The sequence below is a fragment of the Amycolatopsis sp. NPDC043885 genome, assembly GCF_056435685.1.
Genome location: NZ_JBWKEA010000019.1, coordinates 46,516 through 59,989, shown reverse-complemented (window position 1 = coordinate 59,989; position 13,474 = coordinate 46,516). Strand labels below are relative to the sequence as shown.

Below are 13,474 nucleotides of genomic sequence, written 5' to 3'. Positions count from 1 at the left end.
CCTCTGCTTCCGGCCCTTGTTCCCTTTTGGGGAAGGTTGGGTGGGGGGGTCGTTTGGGGTGAAACCCAAACCCCCCCCCCACGACCACCTCGACACCGCCGCTTCAGGCCTCGAGCAGATCGCGCAGCGCTTCGGTGAACTGGGCGGGATTCCGCTGGGGCGCCAGATGCGCGCCGGGCATCTCCGTGAACGGCAATCCCAGTTCGAGCGCGAGGATCTTCGCGGGCTGGTAGTGGTAGTGCCCTCGGCTGCCGACACCGGCGACGGGGACGATCTCGGTCCTGCTCCGCCGCAGTGCCCGCAGATCGGGAAGGTAGTCGAGGATTTCGGCCAGTTCGCGGCCGAACAGCCGCTTCCAGTCCTCCTCGTTCGGCAGCCGGATCGCGCGCAGTTCGGGCAGCGCGGCGCCGGCGATACCGTCGGTGAACCGCTTGAACGCCCCCATCAGGTCGCCCGCTTGCGCGAGCCGGACCTGCGCGTTGGCTTCGTCGAGCCAGCCGAGCGCGTCGGGCAGCAGCTGGATGGCCGGCGGTTCGTGCGCGACCAGCACGGTCGCCGCGTCCGGGTAACGGGCCACGAGGTCGAGACCGATCATGGCGCCCGCGCTGGTGCCGAACACGCTCGCGGGGGCACCCCCGACGTGCTGGAGCACCGCGTGGGCGTCGTCGGCCTGCTTCGGCACGCTGACCGGGCCGGTGCTGGTGTCCGTGCTGCGGAAGTGACCGCGCCGGTCGTAGGTGACGACGGTGTAGTCGTCCGCGAGCAGCTTCGTCATCGCCCGGAAGGTGTCCGCCGAGCCCAGCCCGCCCGCGATCAGGAGCAGAAGCGGCCCTTCGCCGGTGCTGCGGACGTACAGCTCACCGTCCTCGACCGGACAACGACTCTCCGAGATCATGGCCGAAGTCAAGCACAGCGTGCCCGGACCTTCACTCCGAGGCCAGCCGCCGCAGGATGCCGGTTGCGTCGGCGACGATCGTCTCGATCAGGTCGCCGACCGCGGGCAGGTCGCCGAGCAGGCCGACGACCTGCCCGGACGCCAGTACCCCGGCGCTCCGATCGCCCTCGACGAGCCCGGCTCGCAACAGCATCGGCGTGTTGGCGGCCATCAGGACCTGCGACCAGGTCCGGTCGCCGCCGCGTTTCATCCGCAGCCCCTCGGTGGCCAGCGAGCGCCACGACAGCCCGGTCAGTTTCCGGAACTTCGCGGCGTTGCGGGCGGCGCGGGCGAGGCCGCTCACCGGACCGGCGGACTCGAGCGCGTCGACCAGTTCCGTCCGGAGCACGCGATGCGGCATCCCGTCCACCTTCCGGGTGACGACTGTGCCGTTGAGATCATGGGCGAGGTACGCCTGCTTGATCTCCTCCGGGACGGTGCTTTCCCTCGTCAGGAGGAACCGGGTGCCCATGGCGACCCCGGCCGCCCCGTAGGCGAGCGCGGCGGCCAGCCCCCGGCCGTCGAAGAAGCCGCCGGCCGCGACCACGGGGATATCGACCGCGTCCAGCACCGACGGCAGCAGCAGCGTCGTCGCGACCCCGCCGGTGTGCCCGCCGCCCTCACCACCCTGCACGATGACGGCGTCGGCACCCCAGCCCGCGACCTTCTCCGCGTGCCTGGCCGCGCCGACCGAAGGCACGACGAGGACGCCGTTGTCCTTGAGCCGCGCGATCATGTCCTTCTTCGGCGCGAGCGCGAAGGACGCGACGCGAACCTCTTCGCTGATGAGCAGTTCGACCCGGCGCGCGGCATCGTCGGCGTCCGCGCGGAGGTTGACCCCGAACGGTTCGGACGTGCGGCTCTTGACCTCCTTGATCGCCGCCGCCAGTTCGTCGTAGGTCATCGTCGCGGACGCGAGGATGCCGAGGCCGCCCGCTTCCGCCGTCGCGGACACCAGCCGCGGCCCGGCGACCCAGCCCATCCCGGTCTGCACGATCGGGTGCCGGATCCCGGCTAGTTCGGTCAGTGCCGTCTTCATGACGGAACTTCCTTGTCCCGCAGAGACTTCGGATCCAGGCTGGTGCGGATCAGGAGCAGTTCGGTCTCGGTCGGCAGCCGGGACTCGGTGACTCCGTCGGTGATCAGCGGGAACGACGTCGCCTCGACGACCTCGTCCACCGAAACGCCCGGATGCACGGAAAGCAGCCTTGGCGCGTGGTCTTCGCCGCCGAAATCGAGGACGCCGAGGTTGGTGACGACGCGGTGGACGTCGTGGTGCCGCAGCCCTGCCTCGCGTGCCCTGGCGTAGCCGACGCCGGACACGACGTCGACCTGATCGACGAAGACCCGCTTGCTGTGCCGCGGGACCCAGTAACTCGTCCGGTGGTTGGCCGTGTTTCCCGGTCCGCCGCGCACGCCGAGAAGTTGTTTCTTGGGCTGGGAATGGTCGCCGATCGCCGAGATGTTCTGGTTGCCCTCGCCGTCGATCTGGTTGGCACCCATCACCACATGCCGTTTTCCGCGCGGTACCACGGTGTCGAGGACCTTGCGGAACGGTTGCCAGCCTTCGACGACGGCGTCCGGGGTCATCAGGTACGCCTCGCCGTCGGACAGCAGGATGTCCGGCTCGAACGTCAGCCTGGCGAGCCGGGCGCCCAGCGACGGGATGAAACCCATGGGGCTCACCACGATTTCGCCGTCGCCGCGGAACAGTTCGGCACAGGCCACGACGGCCACTTCGGCACGACTGATGTCACTCATGCGGACTCCCCGAATTCGGCGACGGCCTTCTGGTAGTGCGCCTCGTCGCCGGACAGGAACCTGTCGACGAATTCGGGCCACGCGTCGAGATCCTTGGCCGCTTCGGCGTAGTGACGCTGGAAACGTTCGTCGCGCCCGTAGTCCGGGACGGCGGTGGTGAAATGCGCGCCGTTCGGCGTCTCGGCCACCCCGGTGACGAGCATCCGGCTCAGCAGCAGGCTCTGCACCGGCCCCGCTTCGGTGAGTTCGGCCGTCTCCACGATCTTTTCCGTGGACACGTAACATTTTTCGGCGGCGAGGGCGAACAGCTCGTCGAAGTAGGGATCGGGCCCGAGGTACTGCGCGTTGCCCCGGGCGTCGGCGCGGTTGAGGTGGACAAAGGCCGCATCGAGCCTCAACGCGGGCACGGCCAGCAGCTCTTCGGCATCGTCGTACGGCGAGCGGACGGTGCGCAACGACGGGTTCAGATCCATCACGCCGGAGCCGAGGCCCGCCCGCGTCGGAAGGAATGGAAGCCGTTGCGCGGCAGCGGAAAGCCCGGTGCCGAAAACGCCTTCGTCGTATTCCGTGACGGTGATCGACCCGGATTCCCGCGCCCGGGAGAACCACGGGTCGTAGGGGATCGAGTCCAGCGTGACGAAGCCGAAGACGAGATGCTTGATCTTGCCCGCCGACGCCAGCAGGCCGACGTCCGGGCCGCCGTAGGAGACCACGGTGAGATCCTTGACCGGAGAACGCAGGATCGCGCGCACCAGCGCCATGGGCTTGCGCCGCGAACCCCAGCCGCCGATCCCGATCGTCATGCCGTCCTTCAGTTCGGCGGCGATCTCGTCCGGCGTCATCCGCTTGTCGGCCATCACTTCCCCTTACCGTCCAAGAACTCCTGGCGCGCGCCGTCCGAGACGCCCGCCAGGTTGAGTTCGAAGGTGAATCCCTGCTCGAAGCGGTAGCTTCGGTGCACGGGCTGGACGTCGATTCCGTTGATGGCCTGTTTCGCGGCGCGGATCACGCGGGTGTCCTTCGCCGCGATCTGCCGCGCGACGCCGAGCGCGGTTTCGTCGAGTTCCTCTCGCGGGACGACGGCGTAGACCGAACCGTGGTGGTGCAACTGAGCCGCGGTGATCGTCGAAGCCGTGTAGTACAAGGCCCGCATCAGATGCTGGGGGACCAGACGCGCGAGATGGGTCGCCGCGCCCAGCGCGCCGCGATCGACCTCCGGGAGCCCGAAGGTCGCGTCCTCACTGGCGATCACCACGTCCGCGTTGCCGACCAGGCCGACCCCGCCGCCGAGGCAGAAGCCCTGCACCGCGGCGATCACCGGGACGGCGCAGTCGTACACGGCGGAGAACGCCGCCGCGCAGCCCTCGTTCGCGCCGATCAGCGCGCCGTACCCCGGGTCGCGCTGGATCTCCTTGATGTCGACCCCGGCGTTGAACCCGCGGCCCTCCGCGCGCAGCACCACCACGTGGGTCGCCGGATCGCGTCCGGCGTCGGTGACGGCGGAGGCGAGGGCGAACCATCCCTTCACTCTCAGCGCGTTCACCGGGGGCGCGTCGACCGTGACCACGGCGATGCCGGGCTCCGGTGAGTGGGTGGAAATGGCCATCGTGCACCCTTCGCCGCTACCAAACCTAGCACTTGCTTGGTACGTTAGCAGGACGTCCGGCCTGGGTACAGCGACGTGAAGGAGGCCCGGCATGGCACTCGAACTCCGGCTCGACGGCGCCGTGGTGCTGGTGACCGGCGGGGTACGCGGCGTCGGCGCCGGTGTCACCAGGACTTTTCTGCGCGCCGGAGCCGAAGTGGTCACCTGTGCGCGCACCGAACCCGAGCGGCCCGTCCGCGCCGGGGACAGGGCGTCGACGTTCATCTCCTGCGACGTCCGCGACCCGAAAGAGGTCGACGCGCTCGTCGAAGAGGTCGTCCGGCGGCACGGCGGGCTCGACGTCGTGGTCAACAACGCGGGCGGCGCGCCGTACGCCGAGGCGGCGAACGCGTCGCCGCGGTTCCACGAAAAGATCGTCGCGCTGAACCTGCTGGCACCGTTGAATGTCGCCCGTGCGGCGAACGCGATCATGCAGCAGCAGGAAAGCGGCGGCGTCATCGTGAACATCAGCAGCGTCAGCGCGACGAGACCGTCGCCGGGCACGGCGTCCTACGGCGCGGCGAAAGCGGGACTCGACAACCTGACCGCGTCGCTCGCCGTCGAGTGGGCGCCGAAGGTGCGGGTCAACGGGCTCGACGTCGGCATGGTGCGGACGGAGCACTCGTATCTGCACTACGGCGACGAGGCGGGTCTCGCCGCGGTGGGCGCGACTGTCCCGTTAGGACGGTTGGCCGACCCGGACGAGATCGGTTCCTGCGCGGTGTTCCTTGCTTCTTCGCTGGCTTCCTACGTCAGCGGCGCCTGCCTGACCGTACACGGCGGGGGAGAGGTGCCTGCCTTCCTCGCCGCTTCCAATTCCCTGGTGAAAGAACGAAAGGAGCCGGTGTGAGCGGGATCGCCGACGGCCGGATCGTGGTGGTGACCGGAGCCGGTCGTGGCATCGGGCGGGCGCACGCGCTCGCGTTCGCCGCCGAGGGCGCGCGGGTGGTGGTGAACGACCTCGGCGCCGGGATCGACGGAAGCGGAGGATCGGCCGGGCCGGCGCAGGACGTCGTCGACGAGATCGAGGCGCTCGGCGGCAAAGCGGTCGCGAACACCGACGACATCGCCTCGTGGGACGGCGCCGCGGCGCTGGTGCGGACGGCCGTCGAAACCTTCGGCGGGCTGGACGTCCTGGTCAACAACGCGGGTTTCCTGCGCGACCGGATGCTGGTGAACCTCGGCGAGGACGAATGGGACGCGGTCATCCGCGTCCACCTGAAAGGGCATTTCGCGCCGACGCGGCACGCCGCCGAGTACTGGCGAGCCGAGGCGAAGGCAGGCCGGACGCGGGCCGCACGGGTGATCAACACCAGTTCGGGCGCGGGTCTGCTCGGCAGCGTCGGGCAGGGGAATTACGCGGCCGCGAAGTCCGGGATCCTGGGGCTCACGCTGGTCGCCGCCACCGAATTCGCGCGCTACGGCGTCACCGTGAACGCGATCGCCCCGGCCGCCCGCACCCGGATGACCGAAGTCGCCTTCGCCGACGACATGGCCGCGCCGGAGGACGGTTTCGACGCCATGGCACCGGAAAACGTGTCGCCGCTGGTGGTGTGGCTCGGCAGCGAGGAATCGTCCGGGGTCACCGGCCGGGTGTTCGAGGTCGACGGCGGACGCGTCTCGATCGCGCAGGGCTGGCGGCACGGCGCGGTACGGGACAAGGGTTCCCGGTGGTCGCCGGGTGAACTCGGCCCGGTGGTGGCGGAGCTGCTGGCGGAGGCTCCGGTGCCTGAACCCGTTTACGGGGCTTAGGGTTTCGGTCCTGTCTCGTGAGTGGTAAAGACCGTTCTAACCGCCGCTGGTGCCTAAGACCCGGTCGGCAGTTAGTGAAGGCCTCCTTACCAACCCTGAGGGTAGGCAAGGAGGCCTTCACGGACAGTCTCAACCGTCCTTGCCACTCACGAGGCGTCCCGTGCCAGGTCCCGGACCTCGGGAAGCCGCTGGAACCCACCCGATTCGTACGTCGCGACGGCGGCGACGTTGGAACTCGGCGTGTTCACGCCCGCGCTCGACGAGCCGAGCTCCCGGAGCGCGGCCGCCGCGGCGACGGTGATCGCCCTGCCATGACCATGCCCGCGATGGTCCCGGTGCACGCCCATCGGCTCGAGTATCCCGGGCTTACCCGGACCTGCCGACCACACCGCGACCGCCGCGACGGCGTCGCCCCGCTCGTCGTACCCGACCAGGCACCGGCCGTCGGCGTACGGCGCACTCGCCGCCATCGTGCGCCACTTCTCGGGGGTGAACTTCGAACCGTCGAACGCCCCTCGCATCACGTCGGCCCATACGTGGCACTCGTCCGGCCCGATGGTCTCGATCCGCAGGTCCGGGGCCTTCACCGGTTCGGTGAGATCGCGGCGCAGCGGGGTCCACGGTTCGTCGGCGCGCCAGCCGTGCTCGGGCAGGACGTCCTGGAGCAGCGCGTCCATCGGGGCCTCGACGGCCACCTTCCCCACCGGCAGCACACCGCGTTCCGGCGCGACGATGTCTTCGGTCATCCGCCGCGCCAGGTCTTCGTCCCGGCGGACGCCGGGTGCGGTCGTCAGGCGCAGCAGATCGGCCCCGTCCAGGAGCCCGACGGCGAGAATCCGCCCGTCCCGGCGCCAGATCCGGACCGCCGCGGCCGTCGCCTCCGCCCCCGAGCGCCAGAACCAGCCGAGGTCACCGGGATGCAGCTGCCAGGCCACGCCCTCGGCTTGCCACTCCCGCAGCGCGTCCACGGCCTCGGGCAGTCCGTCGGGTCCCGGCTTCTCCGCGGTGATCGCCATGCCGTGATCACACACCACGCCGCGCTCGGCCGCATCCGGTTTTCGCCACGGCAAGATGGAGCCGTGAAGTCACTTCAGCGCCGTCTCTGGGAAGCGGTCGAGCCGCTGCACGCCGTCGTCTACTTCGCCCCGGAAACGGCGGCCGCGGCCAAAGCGGTGGGCCTGCCGAGCTGGTGGATGGGCTACTTCGCCGGCCGGGTCGCGCCGCTCGGGCCGCTGCCGGAACCGCCCGCGACCGCGATGCTCTTCGGGTTCGCCCCGAGAATGGTCGCGCGGTCCTTGCCCGACGCGTGGAAATACGCGGAGCCCGCGGCCGTGCTCCGGAGCCGGATGGACGCCGTCGAGGAAGCCCTGAACCGGATCTTGCCCGCCGACGCGCCTTTCGCTGAGCTCGCCGACCTCCTGGAAAAGGCCGTCGCCGGTGCCGACTACGCGGCCAGGCCGCTCGCCGCCGCCTGGTCCTCGGTCACCAGGCCCGCCACGGCGGCCGGCCGGGTGTGGCTCGCGGCGACGGTGTTGCGCGAGCATCGCGGGGACGGTCATGTGCTCTCCGCCGTCGCCGCCGGGCTGCGCGGGCTCGACACCACGCTGACCCATATCGGCAGCGGAGCGGTGACCCGCGAGGTCGTCCAGATCAACCGCGGCTGGTCCGACGACGAGTGGGACGAGAGCGTCGCGCGGTTGTCCGAACGGGGCATCCTCGACAGCGATCTGAGGCTCACCGGCCTGGGAATCGCGCTGCGCCAACGGATCGAGGACGAGACCGACCGTCTCGCCGCCGGCCCGCTCGAAGCACTCGGCGAGGACGGGGTCGCCGAAACCGTGCGGATCGCCGTCCCGCTGAGCCGCCGCATCTTCGACGCCGGGGCGATTCCGCTGCCGAACCCGATGGGGGCGCCGCGGCCCTGATCGCTCGAAAGTGTCGGACCCCGGTGGGACGCTGTTCCGCATGGCGACGTGGCAGCAGTTCAGTGAAGAGGCACCCGCGCTGGCGGGGAAGATCAAAGAGCGGTTCACCGCGGCGAAGTCGCATGTGCTGGCGACGGTCCGGCGGGACGGCTCGCCCCGGGTCAGCGGCAGTGAGGTCGATTTCCGTGAGCGGGACCTGCTGATCGGTTCGTTGATCGGCGCGATGAAGGCGAAAGACCTGCAGCGCGACGGCAGGTTCGCGATCCACGCCGCCTCGGCGATCGACGAGGGCGGCGCGGACGCGAAGGTGTCGGGAAAGGCCGTCGAGATCACCGATCCGGCGGAGGTCGCCCGCCTGCAGGGCGATGACGGGGAGGCGCACGTCTTCCGGCTCGACCTCACCGAGGCGGTGCTGACCTGGGTCGAGGGCGACACCGTCTATTTCGACTTCTGGAAGGAGGGTCAGGGGAGCAAACGGCTCGCGAGGCCGGACAACGGTCCGGTGGTCGAGGTCGGCTTGGGCTAGATCCGTTCGATGATCGTGCCGGCGGAAAGCGCGCCGCCGGCGCACATCGTCACCAGCGCGGTGCTCGCGTCCCGGCGTTCCAGTTCGTGCAACGCCGTGGTCAGCAGGCGGGCGCCAGTGCTGCCGACGGGATGCCCGAGCGCGATCGCGCCACCGTTCACGTTGACCTTGTCCTCGTCGGGCCGGTGCACCCGCTGCCACGACAACACAACCGAAGCGAACGCCTCGTTGACTTCGAAGAGGTCGAGGTCGCCGATCGACATCCCCGCCTTGGCCAGGACACGTTCGGTCGCCTGCACAGGGCCGTCGAGGTGGTAGTACGGTTCCGCGCCGACCAACGCCTGCGAGACGATCCGCGCTCGCGGCTTGAGGCCCAGTGCCTTGGCCCGGTCCGAGTCCATCAGGAGGAGCGCGGCCGCGCCGTCGGAGATCTGCGACGAAGTCCCGGCCGTGTGCACGCCGCCTTCGAGGACGGGCTTGAGCCTGGCGAGGCCTTCGACGGTCGTCTCACGGAGTCCTTGGTCGCGGGACACCAGCCGTGTCTCGCCGGTCGGCGCGCCGTCTTCGCCGAGCACGGGGGCCTTCACCGCGACGACCTCGCGGTCGAAATGGCCCGCGGCCCACGCGGCGGCGGCCTTGGCCTGGGACTCGGTGCCGAACCGGTCGACGTCGTGGCGGGTGATCCCGCGGCGTTCCGCGATCCGCTCGGCCGCGCCGTACTGGTTGGGCATGTCGATCGACCACGATTCCGGACGGGGCGTACCGATGCCCTCACCGCGGTTCGCGCCCAGCGGGACGCGGCTCATCGCCTCGACTCCGCAGGAGACGCCGGCGTCGATGGCACCGGCCGCGATGAGCCCGGCGATCAGGTGCGTCGCCTGCTGCGCCGAGCCGCACTGGGCGTCGATGGTGGTCGCGCCCGTGGTCTCGGGAAGCCCGGCGTGCAGCCACGCGGTGCGCGTGACGTTGCCCGCCTGCTCGCCGGCCTGGGTCACGGCGCCGCCGATCGCCTGCTCGACCAGCGCGGGATCCAGTCCCGCGCGTTCGAGCAGGGCGCGCTGTGCCGCGCCGAGGATCTCGGCGGCGTGCAGCCCCGCGAGGTGACCCCTGCGCTTGCCGATAGGGGTGCGGACCGCCTCGACGATCACCGGACTACCCACGTTCGCCTCCTGGGAAACACCGTTCACTACCTCAAAAAGTAGAACACGTTCTTGATTTGGGCAAGTCGCCGCAGGATCGTCTCGATTTTGATCACTGGTCGCCGTTCCTGCTCCATGCTGCGGTCGCGCGATCCGCGGCAGCCGAGTTAACAGGTTTCACTGAAACTCTTCACTTGGTAAACGCCGTATGCTTCAATCGGCTCTAGAACGTGTTTCATTGGCGAACCGCGTAGGAGGTAGCCCGTGGCCGCTCCCCTGATCCCCGCCGGTTTCGATTTCACCGATCCGGATCTTTACGCCACCAGACTGCCTCTGGAGGAGTTCGCCGAACTCCGCCGCACGGCACCGGTCTGGTGGAACCCGCAGCCGCACAACACCGCGGGCTTCCGCGACGACGGCTATTGGGTGGTCAGCCGGCTCGAAGACGTCAAGGCGGTGTCGAGGGACAGCGAGCTGTTCTCCTCCCGGGAGAAGACCGCGATCATCCGGTTCGACGAGAACATGACCGACGATAGTCTCGAAGCCAACCGTCTGGTCCTGCTCAACATGGACGCCCCGCAGCACACGAAGCTGCGGCGGATCGTGTCGAAGGGCTTCACGCCGAGGTCGATCGCGAAGCTCGAGGACACCCTGCGTGATCGCGCGGAGCGCATCGTCAGCGAGGCAAAGAAGAAGGGCTCCGGCGATTTCGTCGTCGACGTCGCGTGCGAACTTCCCTTGCAGGCCATCGCCGAACTGATCGGCATCCCGCAGGAAGACCGGCTCAAGGTCTTCGACTGGTCCAACCAGATGGTCGCCTACGACGACCCCGAGTACGAAGTCGAACCGCTGGCCGCGTCCGCGGAGATCGTCGGTTACGCCTGGAACATGGCCGAAGAACGGCGCAAGTGCCCGATGGACGACATCGTCACGAAGCTGGTACAGGCCGACGTCGACGGCGAGTCGCTGGCCTCTGACGAGTTCGGGTTCTTCGTCATCCTGCTCGCCGTCGCGGGCAACGAGACCACGCGCAACGCGATCACCCACGGGATGAAGGCGTTCCTCGATCACCCCGATCAATGGGAGCTGTACAAGAAGGAGCGGCCGAAGACCGCCCCGGACGAGATCGTCCGCTGGGCCACCCCGGTGGTCGCCTTCCAGCGCACCGCGACCCGGGACACCGAACTCGGCGGGCAGCACATCCGCAAGGGCGACCGGGTCGGGATGTTCTACAGTTCCGCGAACTTCGACCCGGACCATTTCGACGAGCCGGAGAAGTTCGACATCCTCCGCGAGGACAACCCGCACGTCGGCTTCGGCGGCACGGGTTCGCACTACTGCATCGGCGCCAACCTCGCGCGGCTGGAGATCGACCTGATCTTCAACGCCATCGCCGATGTCATGCCGGATATCGCCGAAGTCTCCCCGCCGGACCGGCTCCGGTCGAGCTGGCTCAACGGGATCAAGCACTACCAGGTCCGCTACGCCTGACCTGATCGGCCGGACGCGACCCCGTGGGGCACCATGGGGCCATGGGTCCCCACGTTCAGGTCGATGTCGAAATGTCCTTCCGGGTCACGAAATCCGGCCCCGCCGCGTTCGTGGTCGCGCTCGCGGGCGGGGCCGCTCAGGAGGAGTTCGCCTACCCCGCGCCGCCGCGCCAGGTGGCGTTCGAACACCGGACCCGTGCTCAGGTCGTCGACCTGCCGTCCGGGGAGCACGTCGTGCGATACCGGGCCGAACGCGCACTCGATCCGGCCGACGCCGAGCCGGTCGGCCAAGACGATCTGATCCGCTACACCAGGCCCAGCCGGTACTGCCCCTCGGACCGGATGGGCGGGCTCGCGTTGTCCCGCTTCGGTGGTTTGCCCGGCGCGCGCGCCAAGGTGGAGGCGATCGTCCGGCATGTGCGCGAGCACCTGTCCTATGTGGTCGGTTCTGGCTCGCCGACCGATGACGCCGTCGACACCTACCTCGCCGGGGAAGGGGTTTGCCGCGACTACGCGCACGTCTGCATCTCGCTGTGCCGCGTGCTCGACATCCCCGCCCGGTTCGCGGCGGTCTACGCGCCCGGACTGTCCCCAATGGACTTCCACGCCGTGTTCGAGGCCGCGATCGACGGCCGCTGGTACGTGTTCGACGCCACCGGCCTCGCGCCGAGGCAGAGCCTGTGCCGGATCGCGACCGGGCGGGACGCCGCCGACACCGCGTTCCTCTCCACCCTCGGCTGTGAGCTGGACTTTCTCGGCAACACCGTGCTGGCGACCGCGGGCCCGTCGCTGCCGGAGGACGACGGCTCGGAGCTGATCGCGCTCGCTTGATCGCGTGTTGACCACGAGCCGTGACCTCGCTGAGTGTCTGGTGGTGAACCCGCGTCCGCGATCGACGTCGGCAGGGCACGGCTGGGTGGTCACGTCACGATGGGTGAACGGGTGCCCTGCCACCGCGATAGCGGGGCCTTCGGCCGGGGCGGGTTCACGCGTTCGGCCGCTTTTGAGGTGAGCCTTCAGCTCCGCCAACAGGCTCTGAGGTAGACATGGGCGTGTGAGGGAGAAGCAAGCACCGACGAAATGGCAGCGGCTGCGTGCCCGCTACCGCTGGCTGGACCACGTGGCCCGGGCGGTGAACCGCTACATCGAGTACGCCGGTTACCACTACGTCGCGTCGATCACCTACTTCAGCCTGTTCTCGCTGGTGCCCATCCTCATGGTCGCGGTGTCGGTGGCCGGTTTCGTGCTGGCGAGCCAGCCGCAGCTGCTCGAGTCGATGCTGGGCGCGATCACCGGCACCCTGCCCGGGGGACTCGGTGACAAGGCCGGGGAGCTGCTCACCGGGTTCGTGGAGCAGCGCACCAGCGTCGGGGTCATCGGTCTGATCATCGGGTTGTACTCCGGCTGGAACTGGATGAACTCGCTACGCGACGCGCTGACCGCGATGTGGGGTCAGAACCGGTCGGACCTCCCGCTGCTGCGCACGATCGCCGCGGACCTGCTCGCGCTGCTCGGCCTCGCCAGCGCGCTGCTGGTCTCGTTCGCCATCACCATTTCCGGGTCGGCGCTCGGCCGGTATCTGCTGGGGCTGGCTGGGGTGGACGACACCGCCTGGGGGCACAACGTGCTGTCGGCGATCTCGATTCCGTTGGCGCTGCTGGCCAACTGGCTCGTCTTCCTCTGGGTGCTCACCCGGCTGCCGCGGAAACCGGTCGGGGTCCGTAGCGCGATGCGCGGTGCCGTCGCGCTGGCACTGGGTTTCGAACTGCTGAAGCAGGCCGGTGGGATCTACCTGCGCTTGATCGGGAACTCGCCGACCGGGGTCGCGTTCGGCTCCATCATCGGTCTGATCTTCTTCATCTCGCTGGTGGCTCGTATGCTGGTGTTCGTCACGGCCTGGACGGCGACCGCGCGGGACGCGCCGCCGGACCCGGTCCGGCCGCCACCTCCCGTGGTGGTCCGGCCGGTGGTGGCCCAGCCCGATCGGCATGGTCTCAAGCCGATGCTGGTGGGCGCGGTGACCGGGGTGGTCGCGACCCTGGCCGCGCAACGCCTCCGGCCGCGCCGGCGCCCCTGACCAAAGGAGAAGGCGATGTCCGGTGATCGAGCACCGTCGTTCACGCTGACCGAACTCGTGGGTTCCCGGGCGGACGAGGCGCGCTCGCGATGTGAGGCCGACGGCTTCGAGGTTCAGGTCGTCGACCTGGAAGGACACGGAGCCGTGACACTGGACTACCGGCCGAACAGAATCCGCCTGTACACCCGGCGAGGGAAGGTCGAGGAAGCCAAACGCGGCTGAATC

The 13,474-nt window shown here is 69.4% G+C and carries 15 protein-coding genes; 8 read left to right on the top strand and 7 right to left on the bottom strand.

The window, feature by feature from the left end:
* Nucleotides 1-103: 103 nt before the first annotated feature.
* From AC069I_RS36385 to AC069I_RS36365, 5 genes are read right to left on the bottom strand one after another with little or no spacing between them, the layout of a single operon-like run.
* Nucleotides 104-895, bottom strand: coding sequence for an alpha/beta fold hydrolase (locus tag AC069I_RS36385; protein ID WP_478227768.1), 792 nt, complete (start codon nt 893-895; stop codon nt 104-106).
* Nucleotides 896-926: 31 nt separating this feature from the next.
* Nucleotides 927-1,973, bottom strand: a complete 1,047-nt coding sequence (locus AC069I_RS36380; protein ID WP_478233701.1) for an NAD(P)H-dependent flavin oxidoreductase — start codon at nt 1,971-1,973, stop codon at nt 927-929.
* Nucleotides 1,970-2,695: a CoA-transferase subunit beta gene (locus tag AC069I_RS36375; RefSeq protein ID WP_478227770.1), complete on the bottom strand. Its 726-nt coding sequence runs from the start codon at nt 2,693-2,695 to the stop codon at nt 1,970-1,972. Before AC069I_RS36375 ends, AC069I_RS36380 begins: the two co-directional genes overlap by 4 nt.
* Nucleotides 2,692-3,552, bottom strand: coding sequence for a CoA transferase subunit A (locus AC069I_RS36370; protein ID WP_478227771.1), 861 nt, complete (start codon nt 3,550-3,552; stop codon nt 2,692-2,694). The genes AC069I_RS36375 and AC069I_RS36370 overlap by 4 nt, the downstream gene beginning before the upstream one ends.
* Nucleotides 3,552-4,301 (bottom strand): enoyl-CoA hydratase family protein, encoded by a 750-nt coding sequence (locus AC069I_RS36365; RefSeq protein ID WP_478267406.1) that lies wholly within the window; start codon nt 4,299-4,301, stop codon nt 3,552-3,554. The genes AC069I_RS36370 and AC069I_RS36365 overlap by 1 nt, the downstream gene beginning before the upstream one ends.
* A 91-nt stretch (nt 4,302-4,392) precedes the next feature.
* Here AC069I_RS36365 and AC069I_RS36360 point away from each other — a divergent pair, with 91 nt between their 5' ends.
* Nucleotides 4,393-5,190, top strand: a complete 798-nt coding sequence (locus tag AC069I_RS36360; protein WP_478227773.1) for an SDR family oxidoreductase — start codon at nt 4,393-4,395, stop codon at nt 5,188-5,190.
* Nucleotides 5,187-6,092, top strand: a complete 906-nt coding sequence (locus AC069I_RS36355; RefSeq protein ID WP_478233705.1) for an SDR family oxidoreductase — start codon at nt 5,187-5,189, stop codon at nt 6,090-6,092. Before AC069I_RS36360 ends, AC069I_RS36355 begins: the two co-directional genes overlap by 4 nt.
* A 146-nt stretch (nt 6,093-6,238) precedes the next feature.
* On the opposite strand, the gene AC069I_RS36350 is transcribed toward AC069I_RS36355, so the two are convergent.
* Nucleotides 6,239-7,108, bottom strand: coding sequence for a GNAT family N-acetyltransferase (locus tag AC069I_RS36350; protein WP_478267405.1), 870 nt, complete (start codon nt 7,106-7,108; stop codon nt 6,239-6,241).
* Nucleotides 7,109-7,171: 63 nt separating this feature from the next.
* Here AC069I_RS36350 and AC069I_RS36345 point away from each other — a divergent pair, with 63 nt between their 5' ends.
* Entirely contained in the window at nt 7,172-8,017 is an 846-nt protein-coding gene (locus AC069I_RS36345; protein ID WP_478267404.1) for an SCO6745 family protein, read from the top strand.
* Between the two features lie 40 nt (nt 8,018-8,057).
* Complete coding sequence (locus AC069I_RS36340) at nt 8,058-8,543, top strand: pyridoxamine 5'-phosphate oxidase family protein (protein WP_478227777.1); 486 nt, start codon at nt 8,058-8,060, stop codon at nt 8,541-8,543.
* Here the strand turns inward: AC069I_RS36340 and AC069I_RS36335 are convergent.
* The gene (locus AC069I_RS36335) at nt 8,540-9,703 is read right to left on the bottom strand and encodes a steroid 3-ketoacyl-CoA thiolase (protein ID WP_478227778.1); all 1,164 of its coding nucleotides are present in this window, start codon (nt 9,701-9,703) and stop codon (nt 8,540-8,542) included. The genes AC069I_RS36340 and AC069I_RS36335 overlap by 4 nt on opposite strands.
* 243 nt (nt 9,704-9,946) lie before the next feature.
* On the opposite strand from AC069I_RS36335, the gene AC069I_RS36330 reads away from it, so the two are divergent.
* The 4 genes from AC069I_RS36330 to AC069I_RS36315 all read left to right on the top strand — a co-directional run bounded on the left by AC069I_RS36330 (nt 9,947) and on the right by AC069I_RS36315 (nt 13,471).
* Nucleotides 9,947-11,173 (top strand): cytochrome P450, encoded by a 1,227-nt coding sequence (locus AC069I_RS36330; protein ID WP_340685168.1) that lies wholly within the window; start codon nt 9,947-9,949, stop codon nt 11,171-11,173.
* A 41-nt stretch (nt 11,174-11,214) separates the two neighbouring features.
* The gene (locus AC069I_RS36325) at nt 11,215-12,003 is read left to right on the top strand and encodes a transglutaminase-like domain-containing protein (protein ID WP_478233710.1); all 789 of its coding nucleotides are present in this window, start codon (nt 11,215-11,217) and stop codon (nt 12,001-12,003) included.
* A gap of 223 nt (nt 12,004-12,226) precedes the next feature.
* Nucleotides 12,227-13,249: a YhjD/YihY/BrkB family envelope integrity protein gene (locus AC069I_RS36320; protein ID WP_478227781.1), complete on the top strand. Its 1,023-nt coding sequence runs from the start codon at nt 12,227-12,229 to the stop codon at nt 13,247-13,249.
* A gap of 15 nt (nt 13,250-13,264) precedes the next feature.
* A complete protein-coding gene (locus AC069I_RS36315) occupies nt 13,265-13,471 on the top strand; it encodes a hypothetical protein (protein ID WP_478227782.1) in 207 nt (68 codons plus the stop codon).
* The last annotated feature ends 3 nt before the right edge of the window (nt 13,472-13,474 follow it).